Annotated in this window: 16 protein-coding genes and 1 pseudogene; 9 read left to right on the top strand and 8 right to left on the bottom strand. The window is 71.4% G+C overall.

The features are described 5' to 3' along the window. Nucleotides 1-4: 4 nt before the first annotated feature. From OG522_RS24185 to OG522_RS24170, 4 genes and pseudogenes are all read left to right on the top strand, one after another. Nucleotides 5-1,159, top strand: coding sequence for a Gfo/Idh/MocA family protein (locus tag OG522_RS24185; RefSeq protein ID WP_329465091.1), 1,155 nt, complete (start codon nucleotides 5-7; stop codon nucleotides 1,157-1,159). After that, a complete protein-coding gene (locus tag OG522_RS24180) occupies nucleotides 1,156-2,325 on the top strand; it encodes a dihydrodipicolinate synthase family protein (protein WP_329465090.1) in 1,170 nt (389 codons plus the stop codon). Before OG522_RS24185 ends, OG522_RS24180 begins: the two co-directional genes overlap by 4 nt. Before the next feature lie 50 nt (nucleotides 2,326-2,375). Beyond that, nucleotides 2,376-3,173 carry a sugar phosphate isomerase/epimerase family protein gene (locus OG522_RS24175; RefSeq protein WP_329467715.1) on the top strand — a complete coding sequence of 266 codons (798 nt, stop codon included), beginning with the start codon at nucleotides 2,376-2,378 and terminating at the stop codon, nucleotides 3,171-3,173. A gap of 169 nt (nucleotides 3,174-3,342) precedes the next feature. Continuing rightward, a pseudogene (locus tag OG522_RS24170) lies at nucleotides 3,343-4,035 on the top strand (sugar phosphate isomerase/epimerase family protein); the annotation flags it as partial. Here OG522_RS24170 and OG522_RS24165 read toward each other — a convergent pair. After that, entirely contained in the window at nucleotides 3,995-4,969 is a 975-nt protein-coding gene (locus OG522_RS24165; protein ID WP_329465089.1) for an EamA family transporter, read from the bottom strand. The pseudogene OG522_RS24170 and the gene OG522_RS24165 overlap by 41 nt on opposite strands. A 98-nt stretch (nucleotides 4,970-5,067) precedes the next feature. Between OG522_RS24165 and OG522_RS24160 the strand changes: the two genes are divergently transcribed. Next, nucleotides 5,068-5,973, top strand: a complete 906-nt coding sequence (locus OG522_RS24160) for a LysR family transcriptional regulator (RefSeq protein WP_329465088.1) — start codon at nucleotides 5,068-5,070, stop codon at nucleotides 5,971-5,973. Here OG522_RS24160 and OG522_RS24155 read toward each other — a convergent pair. Together OG522_RS24155 and OG522_RS24150 are read right to left on the bottom strand one after the other, a co-directional pair. Continuing rightward, entirely contained in the window at nucleotides 5,963-6,265 is a 303-nt protein-coding gene (locus OG522_RS24155) for a DUF397 domain-containing protein (RefSeq protein ID WP_329465087.1), read from the bottom strand. The two genes, OG522_RS24160 and OG522_RS24155, sit on opposite strands and share 11 nt — an antisense overlap. Further along, complete coding sequence (locus tag OG522_RS24150; RefSeq protein ID WP_329465086.1) at nucleotides 6,246-7,076, bottom strand: helix-turn-helix domain-containing protein; 831 nt, start codon at nucleotides 7,074-7,076, stop codon at nucleotides 6,246-6,248. Before OG522_RS24150 ends, OG522_RS24155 begins: the two co-directional genes overlap by 20 nt. 113 nt (nucleotides 7,077-7,189) lie before the next feature. Here OG522_RS24150 and OG522_RS24145 point away from each other — a divergent pair, with 113 nt between their 5' ends. From OG522_RS24145 to OG522_RS24130, 4 genes are all read left to right on the top strand, one after another. After that, nucleotides 7,190-7,411, top strand: coding sequence for a hypothetical protein (locus OG522_RS24145; protein ID WP_329465085.1), 222 nt, complete (start codon nucleotides 7,190-7,192; stop codon nucleotides 7,409-7,411). A 247-nt stretch (nucleotides 7,412-7,658) separates the two neighbouring features. Next, nucleotides 7,659-8,114 (top strand): carboxymuconolactone decarboxylase family protein, encoded by a 456-nt coding sequence (locus tag OG522_RS24140; protein WP_329465084.1) that lies wholly within the window; start codon nucleotides 7,659-7,661, stop codon nucleotides 8,112-8,114. Nucleotides 8,115-8,641: 527 nt separating this feature from the next. Further along, nucleotides 8,642-10,495, top strand: a complete 1,854-nt coding sequence (locus OG522_RS24135) for a glycoside hydrolase family 3 protein (protein ID WP_329465083.1) — start codon at nucleotides 8,642-8,644, stop codon at nucleotides 10,493-10,495. Nucleotides 10,496-10,624: 129 nt separating this feature from the next. Beyond that, nucleotides 10,625-11,356, top strand: coding sequence for a hypothetical protein (locus OG522_RS24130; RefSeq protein ID WP_329465082.1), 732 nt, complete (start codon nucleotides 10,625-10,627; stop codon nucleotides 11,354-11,356). A 48-nt stretch (nucleotides 11,357-11,404) separates the two neighbouring features. Here OG522_RS24130 and OG522_RS24125 read toward each other — a convergent pair whose 3' ends face one another. From OG522_RS24125 to speB, 5 genes are all read right to left on the bottom strand, one after another. Further along, on the bottom strand, nucleotides 11,405-12,811 hold the full coding sequence (locus OG522_RS24125) for a S28 family serine protease (RefSeq protein ID WP_329465081.1): 1,407 nt from the start codon (nucleotides 12,809-12,811) through the stop codon (nucleotides 11,405-11,407). A gap of 111 nt (nucleotides 12,812-12,922) precedes the next feature. Further along, nucleotides 12,923-13,315 carry a hypothetical protein gene (locus OG522_RS24120; protein ID WP_329465080.1) on the bottom strand — a complete coding sequence of 131 codons (393 nt, stop codon included), beginning with the start codon at nucleotides 13,313-13,315 and terminating at the stop codon, nucleotides 12,923-12,925. An 80-nt stretch (nucleotides 13,316-13,395) separates the two neighbouring features. Continuing rightward, nucleotides 13,396-17,202, bottom strand: coding sequence for an ABC transporter ATP-binding protein (locus tag OG522_RS24115; RefSeq protein WP_329465079.1), 3,807 nt, complete (start codon nucleotides 17,200-17,202; stop codon nucleotides 13,396-13,398). Nucleotides 17,203-17,289: 87 nt separating this feature from the next. Then, nucleotides 17,290-18,960: a thiamine pyrophosphate-binding protein gene (locus tag OG522_RS24110; protein ID WP_329465078.1), complete on the bottom strand. Its 1,671-nt coding sequence runs from the start codon at nucleotides 18,958-18,960 to the stop codon at nucleotides 17,290-17,292. Then, entirely contained in the window at nucleotides 18,960-19,928 is a 969-nt protein-coding gene (gene speB / locus OG522_RS24105; RefSeq protein ID WP_053724308.1) for an agmatinase, read from the bottom strand. Before speB ends, OG522_RS24110 begins: the two co-directional genes overlap by 1 nt. Nucleotides 19,929-20,041 lie beyond the last annotated feature (113 nt).

Raw genomic sequence — 20,041 nt, 5'->3', positions numbered from 1 at the left:
TCACATGACGGCACTCAGGACCGTGCGGATCGCCATGAACGGCGTCACCGGACGCATGGGTTACCGCCAGCACCTCGTACGCTCCCTCCTCGCCATCCGCGAGCAGGGCGGTCTCGATCTCGGGGACGGCACCGCGCTGTGGCCCGAGCCGATCCTGGTGGGGCGGCGCGAACACGCGCTGCGGGCGATGGCCGAGCGGCACGGCCTGACCGCGTGGAGCACCGACCTCGACTCGGTCCTGGCCGACCCCGCTGTCGACATCTACTTCGACGCCCAGGTGACGTCCGCCCGCCAAGAGGCGATCACCAAGGCGATCGCGGCCGGAAAGCACGTCTACACCGAGAAGCCGACGGCCACCGGCGTCGAGGGCGCGCTGCGACTGGCCCGGCTCGCCCGCTCCGCCGGCATCAAGCACGGCGTCGTCCAGGACAAGCTCTTCCTGCCGGGCCTGCTGAAGCTGAAGCGCCTGATCGACGGCGGCTTCTTCGGCCGGATCCTGTCGGTGCGCGGCGAGTTCGGCTACTGGGTCTTCGAGGGCGACTGGCAGTCGGCGCAGCGCCCGTCGTGGAACTACCGCTCCGAGGACGGCGGCGGGATCGTCGTGGACATGTTCCCGCACTGGGAGTACGTCCTGCACGAGCTGTTCGGCCGGGTGACCTCCGTGACCGCGCACACCGCCACGCACATCCCGCGGCGCTGGGACGAGCAGGGCAAGCCGTACGAGGCGACGGCGGACGACGCCGCGTACGGGATCTTCCAGCTGGAGGGCGGCACGGTCGCGCAGATCAACTCCTCCTGGGCGGTACGGGTCAACCGCGAGGAACTCGTCGAGTTCCAGGTGGACGGCACCGAGGGATCGGCCGTCGCGGGGTTGCGCAACTGCCGTGTCCAGCACCGTGGTTCGACTCCGAAGCCGGTCTGGAACCCCGATCTCCCGGCCACCGAGTCCTTCCGCGAGCAGTGGCAGGAGGTGCCCGACAACGACACGTTCGACAACGGGTTCAAGGCGCAGTGGGAGCTGTTCCTGCGGCACGTCGCGCTGGACGAGCCGTACCGCTGGGACCTGCTCGCCGGCGCGCGCGGCGTACAGCTCGCCGAGCTCGGGCTGCGCTCCGCCGCCGAGGGCCGCCGGCTCGACGTGCCGGAGGTCGCGCTGTGACCCTGCTGCTGCCGAACCCGGACGGCACGACGAGGACATACCGGCCGCGCATGACACCGCTTACTGTCGCGCCGGGTGCGCCGCCGACCTCCCGTACGGTCTTCTCGGCCGCGCACGTGGTCGCCGACCCGTACGCGGACGTGTCGCCGGACTCCGCCGCCGCCGTCGACTGGGACGCGACGCTCTCCTTCCGCCGCCACCTGTGGTCGCACGGCCTCGGCGTCGCGGAGGCGATGGACACCGCGCAGCGTGGCATGGGCCTGGACTGGGCCGCCGCCGCCGAGCTGATCCGCCGAAGTGCCGCGGAAGCGCGGTCAGTTGGGGGACGCATCGCGTGCGGGGTCGGCACGGATCAGCTGGTGGGCACGGAACGGCCTGCGGGCGGCGGGCTCGCCGAGGTGAGGGCCGCCTACGAGGAGCAGCTCGCGCTGGTCGAGGGGGTCGGCGCGCAGGCGATCCTGATGGCCTCGCGCGCCCTCGCGGCGGCGGCCCGCGGCCCCGAGGACTACCTCGCGGTCTACGGCGACCTGCTCCGCCAGGCCGCCGAGCCGGTGATCCTGCACTGGCTGGGCCCGATGTTCGACCCGGCGCTCGACGGGTACTGGGGCTCGGCCGACCTCGACACGGCGACGGAGACGTTCCTGGAGGTCATCGCCGCGCACCCCGGCAAGGTCGACGGCATCAAGGTGTCGCTGCTCGACGCCCGCCGCGAGGTGGAGCTCAGGCGTCGCCTCCCGGACGGCGTGAAGTGCTACACGGGCGACGACTTCAACTACCCCGAGTTGATCGCGGGGGACGAACAGGGCTTCAGCCACGCCCTGTTGGGGATCTTCGACCCGTTGGGACCGCTGGCCGCGGAGGCGGTACGGATCCTCGACACGGGTGACGCACAGGGCTTCGTCCGCCTCCTTGGCCCCACCGTCGAGCTGTCCCGGCACCTCTTCCGGAACCCGACCCGGTTCTACAAGACCGGTGTGGTCTTCCTGGCCTGGCTGGCGGGCCACCAGTCGCACTTCACGATGGTCGGCGGACTCCAGTCGGCGCGCTCACTGCCGCACCTGGCGTACGCCTACGAACTCGCCGACGGGCTCGGCCTGTTCCCGGACCCGGCGCTGGCCGAGTCCCGCATGAGGTCCCTCCTGAACGTGTACGGAGTATCACCGTGACGAACCCGTCCGCCGGGGGCCGTGCTCCCTGCCGGTTCAGCATCAACCAGATGACCGTCAAGCAGCTCTCCCTGCCGGAGCTGGTGGAGGCGTGTGGGCGCCTCGGGGTGCGGGGGGTGGGGCTGTGGCGGGAGCCGGTGGCGGAGTACGGGGTGGAGGCGACGGCGAAGCTGGTGCGGGCCGCGGGCCTTGATGTCACCACCCTGTGCCGCGGCGGCTTCCTCACCGCGATCGACCCGGCCGGGCGGGCCGCCGCGCTGGCCGACAACTGCGCGGCGATCAACGAGGCGGCGGCGCTGGGCACCGACACGCTGGTGCTGGTCTCGGGTGGGCTTCCGGCCGGTTCGAAGGACCTGGCGGGGGCGCGGGAGCGGATCGCCGACGCGCTGGGCTCGCTGGGGCCGTATGCCGCCGGGCGGGGCGTCCGGCTCGCCATCGAGCCGCTGCATCCCATGTTCGCGGCGGATCGGTGTGTGGTGTCCACCCTGGACCAGGCGCTGTCGCTGGCCGAACGCTTTCCTGCCTCGCAGGTGGGGGTGGTGGTGGATACGTACCACGTGTGGTGGGACGACACAGCGGCGGCGGCCGTGGCTCGGGCGGGGGCACAGGGGCGCCTGCACGCCTTCCAACTGGCGGACTGGGTCACGCCGTTGCCGGCGGGCGTGCTGAACGGGCGCGGGCAGTTGGGGGAGGGTTCGGTCGACCTGGCGTGGTGGGTGTCGCTCGTCGAGTCGGCGGGCTATTCGGGTCCGATCGAGGTCGAGCTGTTCAACGAGGAACTGTGGGCGACCGACGGCCCCACCCTGCTGGGTGAAACACTCCGCCGTTTCCGCCAGGTACTCGGCTAGCCGCGGCTTCCGCCAGGAACTCGGCCAGCCGCGGCTTCCGCCAGGAACTCGGCCAGCCGCGGGTCTCGCCCCTCTCCAAAACCTTCCAGTTCCGCCAGGACTGCGGACCGGAACCGTGCGTGGCCGCTCGCGCGGTTCCCCCGAGGTACCGGGAAGGGGCGGGGTGGGGATGGATCCGCCGTCGAAAGGACGCACCATGAAGTTCGCCATCTCCACCCTCGGCCTGCCCGGCATGCCGATCGCCGATGTCGCCCGCCTCGTCGCAGACGCGGGCTACCACGGCGTGGAACTCCGCGCCCACCCGGAGGAACCCGTACACACCGGCATCGGGATGCGCGAACGGGCGGCAACGGCAGCGCAGTTCGCCGACCACGGCATCGAGATCCTGGCCGTCGCCGGATACGCCAGGGTGGCCCAACCCCTGCCCCCCGGCGAGCTGGCAGGGCTCATCCGGCTCGCCCACGACCTGGGCGGCCAGTACGTCCGCGTCTTCCCCGGCGGCGACGACACCGCGGCCGCCGACGACACAGCGGCACAGCAGCTCCGAGAAGCAGCGCGGTTGGCGGCGGACAACAACGTACGCACCCTCCTCGAAACCCACGATTCGCACCGCACCGGCGCGGCCACGGCCGCCCTCCTCGACCGCGTGAGCGAGCGGAGCATCGGCGCCCTCTGGGACGTCATGCACACCTGGCTCGGCGGCGAGACCCCGGCGGAATCCTTCGCCGCACTCGCCCCCCACCTCGGCTACACCCAGGTCAAGGACATCGCGTCCGCCGAGGACACCACGCCCCTCCCCCTCGGCACCGGCGTCCTGCCGCTCAGTGCGTGTCTGTCGCTGCTGCCGCCGGACGGCTGGGTGTGCTGGGAGTACGAGAAGCGCTGGTATCCCGGGGCCGCTCCACTGCCAGGCCTCCTCGCGGCAGGCCGAAAGCACGTGGAGCGGCTGACCGCAGGGACGTGAGGGCGACCCCGCCCACCAGGAGCGCCGCCGCGCACCACCGCAGCGGCGTTACCGACTCCCCCAGGAGCAGCGCGGCCGATGACATCCCGAACACCGGCACCAGCAGGCTGAACGGTGCCACGGACGACGCCGGATAGCGGCGTAGCAGCATCCCCCACGCTCCGAAGCCGAACACCGTACTGATCCACGCCACGTACACCAGCGCCCCCGCGCCGCTCCAGTCGAATCCCGTCAGCGCCTCGGCATCTCGGGCCGGGCCCTCGAAGAGGAGGGACAGGGCGAGCAGCGGGAGTACCGGGACGACCGACACCCACACCATGAAGTTCAGCGCGTCGGGCGGGGCGGCCTTGCGGGTCAGGACGTTGGACACGCCCCAGCACGCGGCCGCGCCCACCGTCAGCGCGAAGGCGAGCAGCGGGCCGCCCGACCCCTCGTCCACCCCCGCCACCACGATGCCGGCCAGCGCCACGCCCATCCCCAACAGCCTTACTCCGCCCAGTCGTTCACCCAGTACCGCCATGGCCACGACCGCCGTGAACACGGCCTGCACCTGGAGCACGAGGGAGGACAGACCGGCCGGCATCCCCTGACTCATCCCGATGAACAGCAGCCCGAACTTCGCCACCCCCAGCACCAGGCCCACCGCCACGATCCACTTCCAGGCGACCTTGGGCCGCCCCACGAAGAACACGGCGGGCAGCGCCGCGACCAGGAAGCGCAGGGCGGAGAAGAGCAGGGGCGGGAAGTGGCCGAGTCCGACGTCGATGACGACGAAGTTGACCCCCCAGACAGCGGTGACGAGCACGGCGAGCGCGATGTGTACGGGACGCATGCGTCGAGGATCACCGCCACCGACCATTCAGCACCAGCGCGGATTCATTGATGATGGGATGAAGCACTGCTTAATCCAGAGGTCCGGGGAGGCTTCCTTTGCTCGATCTGGCCCGGCTGCGCGCGCTGCACGCGGTCCACGTCCACGGCTCGGTCGCCGCCGCTGCCGCCGCGCTCGGCTACACCCCGTCCGCGATCTCCCAGCAGATCACCAAGCTGGAACGGGAGACCCGTACGACCCTCCTGGAACGCCGGGGCCGGGGCATCGCGCTCACCGAGGACGCGCTCCATCTCGCAGCTGCCGCAAGGGAGTTGCTGGCCATCGTGGAACGCACGGAGACCACGCTCGAAGAGCGGCGCGGTCTGCCCACCGGACGCCTCACGGTGGGCGCGTTCGCGACGGCGGCCCGGGGCCTGCTCCCCGCCGCACTCGCCGCCCTGGCCCGTGAACACCCCTCCCTGCACACGCAGTTGTCGGAGGTGGACCCGCACGTCTCCGTCGACCTCGTGGCCAAGGGCGTCATCGATCTGGCCGTCACCCACGACTGGGACATCGCGCCGCTGCCCGCGCCCGAGGGCGTCGAGCACGCCGCCATCGGCGACGACCACTGCGACATCCTGGTCCCGGCAGGCCACCCCCTGGCGTCCCGCCGGGTCGTCCGCCGCGCCGACCTCGCCCACGAGCCCTGGATCTGCCAGCCGCCGGGCTCGGTCTGCCACGACTGGCTCGTCCGCACCCTGCGCGCCGGCGGCCACGAACCCGAACTACGCCACCAGGCCGCCGAGTACCACACCCAACTCGCCCTGGTGGCCGCCGGTTTGGGCATCGCTCTGGTTCCGCGCCTCGGCCGGGGCGCCCTCCCCGAGGGCGTGACGGCTCTACGCCTGGAGCCCGTCCCGACCCGCCGCCTGTACGCGTTGTGGCGCACGGGGGCGGCCCGCCGCCCAGCGATCACGGCGACGGTGCACACCCTCCGGGAAGCGTGGGATTCCCTCAGCGGCTGAGCGCCCCGCCCTTGACCCCGTCCACGAAGGACGTCCACGCCGTCGGCCCGAACACCACGGCGGGCCCGGTCGGGTTCTTGCTGTCCCGCACGGGTATGCAGGCCGAGCAGCTGTCGCTGAACTCCAGGCAGTCGCCTCCGCTTTCCCCGCTGTAGCTGGACTTACGCCAGGTCGCGTACGCCTCGCTGACTTCGAGGCAGTCACCACTCGTTCCGCCACTGTAGGAAGACCTCCGCCAGCCTGACAGCGCCGACGCGTCCGGAATGGTCTGCTCATTGCTGCTGCGCTTCATGCTCGTAATCCTCCGCGACGGACCTGATCAGCGCCAGGGACTTACGGTGCGACAGCGCGTCGCCTAGGGCGTGATCGTAAGCCACCTGACATTCCCGTACTACGGACGGAAGTTCCCACACCCTGCCCGTCCGCAACCCTTCCACGTAGGCGATCGGCGGGAGCGCTTCGAACCACATGAGCGAAACGATGCCCTCCAGCAATGCGTGGAACCCCGTGTCGAAGGGGAGTACGTGCAGGCGGATGCGGCGACTCTCACCCAACGCGACGATGTGCCGCAGCTGTTCGCACATCACGGCGGCACCGCCAATGCAACGTCGGAGTACTGCCTCATCCAGCAACGACCACACCACGGGCGAGTGGAAGTTGGAGAGGACGTGGGCGCGGGCAAGTCGCGTGCTGAGCATCCTGTCGCGCTCTTCACCACTCTTCGGGAATGCGCCGGAACTGAGCACTTCGCGCGCGTAGGCCTCCGTCTGAAGGATGCCCGGCACCAACTTGGCGGCGTAGTCACGGATCACGGTCGCCTGGCCCTCGAACTCCAAGGCCTCCGCGAAGTGTTCAGCGACCTTCCGCCCATCCAGCGTCGGCAGGAACCGCTCAAAAAAACCGCCCGTGCCCAGCACCCCGTCCAGCCGTCGCGCATCGGCGACGTCCGGGCGCCGCCTCCCCGCCTCGATGTGGGCGATGTGCGTGCGCGACATGACCGCACGCTGGCTGAGCTCTTCCTGTGTGAACCCGGCCGCCTCCCGCTTGGCCCTGAGTTCCTCGCCGTACTTGGTGCGGGATTCGGGGTTGTCCTCGATCGCCACGACACCAACTCCCTTACTTGCAGGCTCCGTTGTCACGCTCCGTGCACTGTTCAGCGTACGGAACGTAACCCCACGCTGTAAGCGGAACACCACACGCAGTGAGAGGCAGTCGCATGGGAGCGCACGCCGTGGGGGCCTATGTCGCCCACACCGGGACCGATGTGTACGGACCCGGCAAGGTGATCGGTACGGACGGTGAGTGGCGACGGGTCCGGTTCGTGCACTTCGTCGCGACGATCGCCGCGCGCGATCTGCGTACCGCCTCCGCGCGGGAGGAAGGGCAGGTACGCGCATGGCTGACGGAGAAGGCGGTCCGGCATGGGGGGCACTGGTAGCGGGCCCGGCGCTGTCATTGCGGGTGTCGCGGGACGGTGGGCGGACGTGGGAGCCGTACGTGATGCCGCCGGCACGCGACGCGGGGCCGCTGGAGTCGGCGTGGCGGTGCCCGCCTTGCCCGGGTCCGCGCCGCGGGGAGGAGTGACGCGAAAAAAGTTTCGGCCGAGCTGTCACACATCCGCCGCGCCGCGTGTCAGGGCAGTGAAAGCGAAACGAAGCAGCCCTTACGGCACAGGAGTCGCAGCCATGCAGGCACGTATGACGAACCCCGCTCAGGTCCTCCCCGGCGCGATGAAGCCGATCCTCGATCTGCTGAACGCCGCCAAGCAGGGCGGGGTGCCCGAGTCGACCATGGAGCTGGTGCACCTGCGCGCCAGCCAGATCAACGGTTGCGCGCCGTGCGTCTTCGGCGGGATCGCCAGCTCCCGCAAACACGGCGTGAGCGAGGACAAGCTGACCACGGTCGTGGCGTGGAGGGAGGCGCCGTTCTTCAGCGACGCCGAGCGGGCGGCACTCGCGCTGGCCGAGGCGTCCACCCGGCTCGCCGACCGCGCCGACGCGGTGCCGGACGAGGTGTGGGACGAAGCCGCGCGCCACTACGACGAGAAGCAGCTGGCTGCCATCGTCCTCATGATCGGCGTGACCAACCTCTTCAACCGGCTCAACGCCACGACCCGTCAGGTCGCCGGGGCAACGTGGTAGCGGGCGGCCGCGCAAAGCCCTGAGGCGCACGCCGCGAGCGCCGGGATCGGCCGCCTGCCCACCGGCAGGCGGCCGCCGCCGGTCACGACGTGCCAGCAGCCTTTCCGGCCGACCCCGCTCGGGCCAACTTCAACTCCCTTACCATTCAGCGGAATTGGCGACCCGGGAGGAACCCTCTCAGGCCCATCCCCGTCCAACCTCCGCGCTGCCGGTGAGTCTCCGCAGAGCGGTGTCGGCCCTCGCTGCTGGCCCGTGATCGCCGACTCCCCTCTCCAGCCGCCTGCGGCCGGCAGCCCGCCGCCACCGGTGCGCCCCTTCCGCAATGCGCCGGTGGCGGCATCATCCGCATACGCCCGCCTTCCCGCGCCATACCCGTGACGCCTCCCGCGCCACGCCACCGGCGGCTCCCCACGCCACACCGGTGACGGCTTCGCGCGCATACCCTTGACTGGCAATAACTTTCCGGATATCGCTTCGGCTTGGAAGTTTCTTCCACTTCCCTGGGTACACCGCCGGAAGGAGTGCACGTGCAGCACCGCACCTCAAGACGCAGCCTCCTCACCACCACCGCCGCAGCGGCCGCCATAGCCGCACTCGGTCCCCAGCTCCCCGCGTACGCCGCCGACGAAGAAGCCGTAGGAGTCGAAGAGGGCGAAGTAACCGCAGGCAGAGCCACCGACACTCGCCTTCGTGCGGTCATCGCCCGGATGTCCGTCGAGGAGAAGATCGGGCAGCTCTTCGTCATGCGGGTCTACGGGCACTCCGCGACCGCCCCCGACCAGGCCGACATCGACGCCAACCTCCGCGAGATCGGTGTGCGCGACGCCGCCGAGCTGATCGCCAAGTACCACGTCGGCGGCATCATCTACTTCACCTGGGCGCACAACACCCGCGATCCGCACCAGATCGCCGACCTGTCGAACGGCATCCAGGCGGCCGGGCTCGCCCAGCGCACGCCGCTGCCGCTGCTCATCGCCACCGACCAGGAGCACGGCATCGTCTGCCGCGTCGGCAAGCCCGCCACGCTCTTCCCGGGCGCGATGGCCCTCGGCGCGGGCGGCTCGGAACGCGACGCCCGCACGCTGGGCCGCATCTCGGGTGCCGAGCTCGCGGCGATCGGCATCCGCCAGGACTACTCCCCCGACGCCGACGTCAACATCAACCCGGCCAACCCCGTCATCGGCGTACGCTCCTTCGGCGCCGATCCCGCCGCGGTGGCCCGCATGGTGGCGGCCGAGGTGCGCGGCTACCAGGAGTCCTCCGTCGCGGCCACCGCCAAACACTTCCCCGGGCACGGCGACACCAGCGTCGACAGCCACACCGGGATTCCGGTCATCACCCACACCCGCGAGCAGTGGGAGCGGCTCGACGCGCCGCCGTTCAAAGCCGCCATCGCAGCCGGGATCGACGCGATCATGACAGCCCACATCCAGTTCCCGGCGCTCGACCCGAGCAACGACCCGGCGACGCTCTCGCACCCCATCCTGACCGGCATCCTGCGCGAACAGCTCGGCTTCGACGGGGTCGTCATCACCGACTCGCTCGGCATGAAGGGCGTCCGCGACAAGTACGGCGACGACCGGGTGCCCGTGCTCGCCCTCAAGGCGGGCGTCGACCAGCTGCTCGACCCGCCGAACCTGGACGTGGCCTGGCACGGGGTGCGCGCGGCCGTGGACAGCGGCGAGCTCACCGAGGCCCGGCTCGACGAATCGATCCTCCGCATCCTGCGCCTCAAGGACAGGCGCGGGCTGTTCGCCCGCCCCTACGTCACCGCCCGGGGCGTGGACCGCGCCGTCGGCACCCGGGATCACCTCGCGGCCGCCGACGCGATCGCCGAGCGCACCACCACCCTGCTCGCCGATCCGCACCGGCTCCTTCCGCTCTCCCGGCGCAGCCACCGCCACCTCCTGATCGTCGGCGCCGACCCCGCCTCGCCGTCGGGCACGACGGGGCCGCCCACCAGCGTGCTCGCGCAGGCCTTCGCCGAACTCGGGTTCCGCACCACGGTGTTGCCCACCGGCACACTGCCGTCGCAGGCGCAGATCGACGCGGCGGTCGCGGCGGCGGCGGGGCACGACGCGGTGATCGTCGGCACGTACGACGCGGGGCCGGGCGGCGCCCAGAGCCGGCTCGTCGCCGCACTCGGGGCGAGCGGTGTGCCGGTCGTGCACCTGGCGATCCGCAACCCGTACGACATCGCCTACCTCAGCGGATACACCGCCTCGCTCGCCACCTACTCCTGGACCGATGTCGAACTCCGGGCCGCGGCACGGGTGTTGGCGGGCCGGGCCCAGCCGCGCGGCCGCCTCCCGGTGGCCGTCCCCCGCGCCGACGACCCGACGCAGGTGCTGTACCCGATCGGCCACGGGCTGTCGTACTAGGCGTACGCAGCCGCCCCCCGCGCGCTCCCTCCATCGGGCGCAAACCCCCCGGACACCTGGCGCGTTCCCGCTCCGGCGGGTCACGCTTGGGGGGTATCCGGGGGTATCCGGGGGGATCTGGGGGGTCGTATGCGTACGTACCGTTTGCGGCGGCATGCTCTGGCGGCGTGCCTGGCGCTGCTCGTGCCGCTGGGGTTCGCCACGGCGTGCCAGAACGCGGCGGGCGGATCGGCGGCGGAGGGCAAACTCGCGAACGTGTCGCCCTCGTCGTCCTCTTCGCCCGCCTCTTCGTCGTCGTCTTCACCTGCTCCTTCGTCGTCGTCTTCAGCCGCCTCCTCGCCGGGATCGTCTCCCTACGCGGCGGCGTTCCTCGCCACCGGGCACTGTGCCTCGCGCGAGGGAGTGGTGGGCGACACCAAGGACTTCCACGACGTGGCGTGCACCAGTGAACGGGCCACGGCGCGGGTGCTGGTGCGGCGCGACGGCACTGCGGCGAAAGGGGCGGCTGTGGCGTGCCCGCTCAACACGGACTTCGTGCTGTACGTGGCCGAGAGCCCGCCGGCGGCGGAGGGCGGAGGCGGTTCCGTGGCGCGGGGGTACGCCTGCATGCGGAACCTGGAGGCGCCGCATCCCGGGGATCCGGGGGCCGGGGGTGGGCCCTACACGGTGGTCGGGGACTGTGTGTACGACGCGGGCGCGGAGCTGGTGAAGGAGACGGCCTGTGACGGGTCGGGGGTCAACGCGCCGCAGTTCAAGGTGGTTTCGGCGGTGGCCCGCCGCCCGGCCTGCCCGGCGTCGACCGCCCTGTACGTCCAACTGACGGGCGGGAAAGGGGCGGTGGGGTGCGCGCGGCGCGTCTGAACCCTCCCGCCCCTCCCCTTCCCGAACTGGGGCCAGAGCCCCCGGCCCCTACGGGTGCAGGGTGGGCTCCCTGTCCACGCCCTGCGCGTCCAGCCTCGCGTCGAAGGACGCCTGGGGCTTGGCGGGGGCGTCCGTCAGGCCCGCCCAGCGGAGGATGGAGGCCGTTGCCTGCGCCTTCTCGGGGGCGGTCAGCATCGAGACCTTCGAGCCGTGGTTGCCGCCCGCCACCGTGTAGACGTGGGAGTCGCGCGCCCCCGCCCCGAAGGAGAACCGCTCCGCGCCCCACGGGTCGTTCTGCCCGTAGACGTACAGCATGTGGTCGGCGCTGTGCCGCACCCAGTGGTCGACGTCCGCCATCGCCCAGGGCTGGAACCGCATCGGTATGTCGCGCGGCACGAAGTTGCGCGGCGGCTGGTAGCCGTACCGGCTCAGATTGCCGAGCCAGGGCTGCTTGATGGTGGGCGAGCCGAGCTGCGTACCGGCCTGGTAGTAGTACGCCGTGTACGGGGCAAGGCCCTGGTCGGTGTAGAAGGAGAACCCGGAGAACGTGTCGATCGAGTCCCAGATCGCCTGGTCACTGGCGTGCGCCGAGTCAGCCGGGATCTTGGAGCACTCGGCGAGCAGGTGGTACTGCCAAAAACCCCACACGTAGTCGAGCACGACGGCCTCGTACGCCTTGTCGAGGGTGCCGACCGTGTTGAAGGTGTAGCCGTTGGCGGCCGCGTACTCCTGATACTTCTTCTCCAGCGGCGCCCGGCGCACGAGCGCCTCGCGCTGCACGCCCTCCAGCTTGTCGCGGCACTCCTTGGTGCCGACGGTCTTGAAGAACCGGTCGTAGGCCGAATCCTCGTTGTTCACCACGTCGTCGGGGGCCACGTACGCGACGACGCCGTTCATGTCGTGCGGGTAGAAGCGCTTGTAGTACGTGGCGGTCATGCCGCCCTTCGAGGCTCCGGTGGTCAGCCAGTTCTTGGTGTAAACCGGCTTGAGGGCCTCGAATATCGCGTGCTGGTCGCTGGCCGCCTGCCAGATGTCGTCCTTGGACCAGTCGGCGGGCTGCGGCCGCGACAGCGGGAAGAACCGGTACTCGACGGAGACCTGGTTGCCGTCGACGATCTGCGTCGGCTCGGTGCGGCTGGGCGTGGTGGAGACGTCGTAGCCGCTGGTGTACATGACCGTGGGCCGGTCGGTGTCCTTGTGCAGCAGGGTGATCCGCTGCTGGAAGGTGGCACGGCTGTACGGGTTGCGGTGGTCGACCTGCTGGGTGAAGCTCAGCACGAAGTAGCGGTAGCCGCTGTACGGCTTCTCCTCGATCAGACTGATCCCGGGTATCGCCAGGATGCGGTCCTTGATGTCCGGCTCTGCGGCGGTGGCCGCGTGGGCTGTGGCTCCCGCCGCGGTCATCGTGCCTATCAGCACGACGAGCGACAACAGCCATCTGAGCGCCTTGCGCATTCACCCTCCCCTGTGAGGCCCCTGTGGGCACGGAACGTGCCCCGTGAACCTAGCCGGGGCAACACCGGCCCCGCCAGACCCAGTTGACCTTCACAGAGAGTGCCCGGACGCTCAGCAGACCCAGCCGCTGTCCGCCGACGCCCCGGCTATCGCCCCGGTGGCCCGCACGCAGCGGCTGCCGGAGTGCACGGTGATCGGGCCCGCCAGTTTCGTATAGCTGCCCGCGTCACGGGCCGGGGCGCCGCCACGAGCCTGGATGGTCACGGACATCTGGCGGCGGGGGCCCGGGTTGTCGGCGACGGTCACCGCGCACGCGTACCCGTTGCCCTTGTACAGCCGCAGCTCCCCCGTGCTGAACCCGACCGTCTTCACCGGCCGCCCCGCGCACGCGGCCGCCGCGTCCGCGCTGCCGCTCGCCGGGCCGAACACCACGAGCCCGCCCGCCACCGCGAGCACGGCCAGCGCGGTCCCGCCGAGCCCCCTGTTTGCCACCCCACCGAACACGCTTTCATCCTTCCGCCACATGAGCGTATGTGGGGGTGGACGCATACGGCCGCCCGATGGTTCTCGGAAAGCGGTGGATCTCAGAGAGCGGCCACCGACTCGCCCTCGTCCTCGTCCAGCTCCTCGTCCTGGCCGATGAAGGTGCGCCACAGGCGCGCGTACCGGCCGTCCAGGGCAAGCAGCTCGTCGTGGGTGCCGTCCTCGGCGACCCGGCCGTGGTCCATCACGACCACCCGGTCCGCGCGGGCCGCCGTGGTCAGGCGGTGGGCGACGACGAGGGTGGTGCGGCGGCCGGTGGATGGGGTCTCCCCTGCTCGAACGAAGTGGAGAGCTTGGGGAAGGTCGGTGGCCCGTGCCTGTGCAGCCCGGTTGACCGCAACCTCGGTGGCCAGGTCGAGGGCCGCGGTCGCCTCGTCCAGGAGCAGGATGTCCGGGTCCACCAGCTCGGCGCGGGCCAGCGCGATCAACTGGCGCTGTCCGGCGGACAGGTTGCGTCCGCGCTCGGCGACCTCGTGCAGGTAGCCGCCCTCCAGGGTGGCGATCATGTCGTGGGCGCCGACCGCGCGGGCCGCGGCCTCCACCTGGGCGTCGGTGGCGTCGGGGCGGCCGTAGGCGATGGCGTCGCGGACCGTGCCCTCGAAGAGGTACGCCTCCTGCGGGACGACGCCGAGTCGGTGCCGGTAGGCGGTGATGTCGAGGTCGCGCAGGTCGGTGCCGTCGGCGGTGACCCGGCCGCCCGTCGGATCGTAGAAACGGGCGACCAGCTTGACCAGGGTGGACTTCCCGGCGCCGGTCTCGCCGACAAAGGCGACGGTCTGCCCGGCGGGTATGCGCAGGTCCACCCCGGACAGCGCCTCCTCGTCGGCCCCGTACGCGAAGTCGACGTCCTCGAAGGCGATCTCGCCGCGCAGCGACAGGACGTCGAGCGGTTCGGCGGCGGCGGCCGTGGAAGTCTTCTCCTGGAGCAGCTCCTGGATCCGCTTGAGCGAGACGGCCGCCTGCTGGTAGCCGTCGAAGACCTGGGAGAGCTGCTGTACGGGGGCGAAGAACAGGTCGATGTACAGCAGGTAGGCGACGAGGGCGCCGGTGGTGAGCGTGCCGTTGTCGACCCGGCCCGCGCCCACGATCAGTACGGACGCCGCGGCCACCGACGAGAGCAGTTGCACGAACGGGAAGTAGACCGATATCAGCCACTGGCCGCGCACCCGGGCCTGCCGGTAGTGGTCGCTGCGTCCGGCGAACCGTTCGGCCCCGTCGTGCTCGCGGCGGAAGGCCTGCACGATGCGAAGGCCGGACACCGACTCCTGGAGGTCGGCGTTGACGACGCTGACCCGCTCGCGGGCGAGTTCGTAGGCCTGCACGCTCTTCTTGCGGAAGAAGTAGGTGCCGACGATCAGCAACGGCAGCGTCGCGAAGACGACGAGGGCGAGCTCGACGTCGATGACGAGGAGCGCCACCATGATGCCGAAGAAGGTGACGACGGAGACGAAGGCGGTGACCAGTCCGGTCTGGAGGAACGTGGACAGCGCGTCCACGTCCGTCGTCATCCGGGTCATGATCCGGCCCGTCAACTCCCGCTCGTAGTAGTCGAGTCCGAGCCGCTGGAGCTGGGAGAAGATCTTCAGGCGCAGGGTGTAGAGGACGCGTTCGCCGGTGCGGCCGGTCATCCGGGTCTCGCCGGTCTGGGCGAGCCACTGGACGGCGACACTGACCAGCGCGAGCCCCGCGGCGGCCCAGACCGCTCCGAGCGCGAGCCGGGTGACGCCCTGGTCGATGCCGTGCCTGATGAGGACCGGCAGGATCAGCGACATCCCGGCGTCGATGGCGACGAGGAGGAGGCTGACAAGGAGGGGAAGGCCGAAGCCTCGCAGGAGTCGGCGCAGACCGTAGGAGTCCTCGGCCTGGACGGCCTTCGCCTCGTCTATGCCGGGGGTGTCGGTGGCGGGCGGCAACGCCTCGACCTGGGCCAGCAGTTCGGGAGTGGCGGGCATGCCACCGGGGGCGGCGGACTCCGCCTTCTCCTCCCTCACCCACAGCGGCGGGGTGATGCCGCGCTCGGCGTCGTACTCGGCGTCGAGTTCGTCCCGTACCCAGTGGTCGTCGTCCTCCAGGGCGGGGGCGAGCGGGGTGTGGCCGGGCGAGACGCCGCCGAGTTCGTCGGGGTCGGTGAGCAGGCGGCGGTAGAGGGCGCTGTCGCGCTGGAGCTCCTCGTGAGTGCCGATCGCGGCGAGGCGGCCGCCGTCGAGGACGGCGATGCGGTCGGCGAGGCCGAGAGTGGAGCGGCGGTGCGCGATGAGGAGGGTGGTGCGGCCCGCCATGACCGACTTCAGCGCCTCGTGGATCTCGTGCTCGACGCGGGCGTCGACGGCCGACGTCGCGTCGTCCAGGACCAGCAGGCGGGGATCGGTGAGGATCGCGCGGGCCAGCGCCATGCGCTGGCGCTGGCCGCCGGACAGGGTGAGCCCGTGTTCGCCGACGGTGGTGTCGTAGCCCTGCGGCAGCTCGGCGATGAACCCGTCGGCCTGGGCGGAGCGCGCTGCCTTCTCGATCTCTTCCTGGGTGGCGTCCGGCTTTCCGTACGCGATGTTGGCGCGGACGGTGTCGGAGAAGAGGAAGGAGTCCTCCGGTACGAGTCCGATGGCGGCCCGCAGCGAGGAGAGGGTCAGTTCGCGCACGTCGTGGCCGCCGACCAGGACGGCGCCGCGCGAGACGTCGTAGAAGCGCGGCAGGAGCAGCGAGACGGTGGATTTCCCGGAGCCGGACGAGCCGACCACGGCGACCGTCTCGCCGGGCCGGATGTCGAGCGAGAACCCGTCCAGGACGGGCCGCTCCGCGTCGTACCCGAAGCTCACGCCGTCGAACTCGACCGTCGCCGGGGCGTCGGCCGGCAGCTCCTTGGTGCCGTCCTCGATGGAGGGCTCGGTGTCGATGAGTTCCAGGACGCGCTCGACGCCGGCGCGGGCCTGCTGGCCGACGGTGAGCACCATGGCGAGCATCCGGACCGGGCCGACGAGCTGGGCGAGGTAGGTGGAGAAGGCGACGAAGGTGCCCAGGGTGATCTCGCCGCGGGTGGCGAGCCAGCCGCCGAGCGCCAGCATGGCCACTTGGCCGAGGGCGGGGACGGCCTGGAGGGCCGGGGTGTAGCGGGAGTTCAGCTTGATGGTGCGAAGGCGCCCGGCGAAGAGCCTGCGGCCGACCTCGCGGAGCTTGCCGATCTCCTGGTCCTCCTGGCCGAAGCCCTTGACGACCCGGACCCCGGACACGGCGCCGTCGACGACCCCGGCGACGGCGGCGGCCTGGCCCTGGGCGTACCAGGTGGCGGGGAACAGGCGGGTGCGGCTGCGCTTGGCGATGAACCAGAGGGCGGGCGCGACGGCGAGGGCGACGAGGGTGAGCAGCGGCGAGAGCCAGGCCATGATCACGAGTGAGATCACGAAGAGCAGGACGTTGCCGATGGTCATCGGCAGCATGAAGAGCAGGCCCTGGATCAGCTGGAGGTCGCTGGTAGCGCGCCCGACGACCTGGCCGGTGGACAGCTCGTCCTGGCGGCGCCCGTCGAGCCGGGTGATCGTGCGGTACATCTCGGTGCGCAGGTCGTGCTGGACGTCGAGGGCCAGGCGCCCTCCGTAGTACCGCCGGATGTAGGTGAGCCCGTACACCACGACGGCGGCGGCTATGAGCAGCCCGGTCCAGACGGCGAGCGAGCGCGTGTGGCGTCCGATGACGTCGTCGATGACCACCTTGGTGACCAGCGGGACGAGCGCCATGACGGCCATGCCGCCGAGCGACGACCCCAGCGCGAGGAGCACATTGCGCCGGTACCGCCAGGCGTACCCGGTGAGCCTGCGTGCCCACCCCTGCTCCGCAGCCCGCTCAGCCGACGCCACTGGTGCCTCCCGTTTGTCGCAGCCCTACCGCAAGGCCCAACACGCGGGCCTGCGGATTTCATCCCGGCGCAACAATGGGGGCCCGTGTCACAGGTGCGTCGGCGCGAACATCTTCAGGAGGGCGGGCAGCACGACGACCGAGGGGCCGGGGGTGGCCAGTGCCTTGGACAGGTCGGAGGTCAGGGTGTCCGGGCTCGTCCGGGTCGCCGGGACGCCGAAGGATTCGGCGAGGGCGACGAAGTCGGGGCGGGTGAGTTCGGTGGCCGTGGCCTCGCCGTAGGCGTCCGTCATGTACTCGCGCAGGATGCCGTAGCCGCCGTCGTCGACGATCAGCCAGGTGACCGGCAGGCCGTACTGCTTCGCGGTGGCAAGTTCCGCGAGGGAGTACATCGCTCCGCCGTCGCCGGAGACCGCGAGGACCGGGCGGCTCGGGTCGGCGACGGCCGCGCCGAGCGCCGCCGGGAAGCCGTAGCCCAGGCCCCCGGCGCCCTGCGCCGAGTGCATGGCGCCGGGCCAGGCTGACCAGGCCCAGTACGCGAGGATCGTCATGTCCCAGAAGCTGGGGGTGTGGGCGGGGAGCGCCGCGTGGACGGCGGCCAGGATGTCCTGCTCGGCGCGCAGGTCCTGGCCGTCGATACGGGCGCGGACCTTCGCCAGGACGGTCCGTACCCGCTCGGCCGCTGTCGTGTCCGTACGCTCCGGGACCGTTTCGAGCAGGGCCTGGAGGGCGGTGCGGGCGTCCGCGTGGATGCCGAGCGCCGGGTGGTTGGACTCCAGTTTGCCGAGGTCGGCCTCGATCTGGATGATCCGGCCGCGCGGGCTGAAGGTGTGGTAGTTCGACGACAGCTCGCCGAGCCCGGAGCCGACCACGAGCAGGACGTCCGCGTCCTCCAGGAAGTCGGTGGTGTGGCGGTCCTCCAGCCAGGACTGGAGCGAGAGCGGATGCTCCCAGGGGAAGGCGCCCTTGCCGCCGAAGGTGGTCACGACCGGCGCGTCCAGTTTCTCGGCGAGCGCGCGCAGCTTGCCCGAGGCGTCGGCGCGTACGACTCCGCCCCCGGCGATGATCACCGGGCGGGCCGCGTTCGCCAGCAACTCGGCTGCCACGGCGGTCAGTTCGGGGCGCGGCAGCAGGTCCTCGGGGTAGGCGTCGAGGGCCGTGACGACGGGCAGGGCCGTCTCGGCGGCGAGGACGTCCTGCGGGATCTCCACCCAGACCGGTCCGTGCGGGGCGGTCAGCGCAGACTCCCAGGCCGCCGCGATCGCCGAGGGAATCTGGGACTGGCTGCGCGCGGTGTGCACGGACTTCACGACGTCGCGGAAGGACGCCTGCTGGTCGCGCAGCTCGTGCAGATGGCCATGGCGTCCGCCGCCAAGTCCCGCCGTGGGCACCTGACTTGAGATCGCGAGGACCGGGGAGGAGGCGGCCGCCGCCTCCTGGAGCGCGGCCAGCGCGGTCAGCGCGCCGGGGCCGGTCGAGAGCAGCAGCGGGGCGGCCTCGCCGGTGACCCGGCCGTACGCGTCGGCCGCGAACGCGGCGTTGTTCTCGATGCGCAGCCCGACGTACGCCAGGTCCGCGCGGCGCAGCGCGTCGAACACGGCGAGCGCGTGCTGGCCGGGCAGCCCGAACACGGTGGTCGCGCCGAGCCCGGCCAGCGTCTCCACGACCAGGTCACCGCCGGTGCGGCCGGGCGGAGGGTTCAGCGCGGCCGCGGTCTGCGCCGCGGTGGGGCGCAGGACGATGTCGTGGTCGTGGGTCATCAGGCGGTCCGGGACGCCGCGATCTGGCGGGACATGATCGTGGTGAGCTCGTACGCGGTGTGCGAGGCGGCGACGCTGGTGATCTCGGCGTGGTCGTAGGCCGGGGCGACCTCCACGACGTCGGCGGACACCAGGTTGCAGGAGGCCAGGCCCCGCAGGATTTCGAGGAGTTCGCGCGAGGTCATGCCGCCGGCCTCGGGGGTGCCGGTGCCGGGCGCGTGGGCCGGGTCGAGGCAGTCGATGTCGATGGAGATGTACAGCGGGCGGTCGCCGATGCGCTGGCGGAGCTGGTCGGCGACCTCGTCGGCGCCGCGCCGGTAGACGTCGGCGGAGGTGACGATGCCGAAGCCCATCTTCTCGTCGTCGGTCAGGTCCTGCTTGCCGTACAGCGGGCCGCGGGTGCCGACGTGGGAGAGCGCCTCGGTGTCGAGGATGCCCTCCTCGACCGCGCGGCGGAACGGGGTGCCGTGGGTGTACTCGGCGCCGAAGTAGGTGTCCCAGGTGTCGAGGTGCGCGTCGAAGTGGAGCAGGGCCACCGGGCCGTGCTTCTTGGCGACCGAGCGGAGCAGCGGCAGCGCGATGGTGTGGTCGCCGCCGAGCGTCATCATCCGGGCGCCGGTCCCCAGGAGGTCATCGGCAGCGGCCTCGATCGTCTCGACGGCCTCGTTGATGTTGAACGGGTTGGCCGCGATGTCGCCGGCGTCGGCGACCTGGGCGAGCGCGAAGGGCGAGGCGTCCTGGGCGGGGTTGTACGGGCGCAGCAGGCGCGAGGCCTCGCGGATGGCGTTGCCGCCGAAGCGGGCGCCGGGCCGGTAGGAGACCCCGGAGTCGAAGGGCACGCCGACGACGGCGACATCGGCGGTGCCGACCTCGTCGAGGCGGGGCAGCCGGGCGAAGGTCGCGGGTCCGGCGTACCGCGGGATGCGGGACGAGTCGATCGGACCGCGCGGCGTTTCGTTGCTGCTCATGTGAAGTGCCCTTCGTTTTCGGCGTGTTGTGGCGACCGCGGGCCGGCAGGACGTCGGGGCCGGCCCGGTCCGGCTGCGCGCGGGGCTGTCCACCCCTTGCGCGACCACCGGTC

It is taken from the genome of Streptomyces sp. NBC_01431 (assembly GCF_036231355.1).
Classification (GTDB): Bacteria; Actinomycetota; Actinomycetes; order Streptomycetales; family Streptomycetaceae; genus Streptomyces.
Note: the sequence above shows the minus strand (reverse complement) of the source record. Positions and strands in the feature narration are given on the sequence as shown.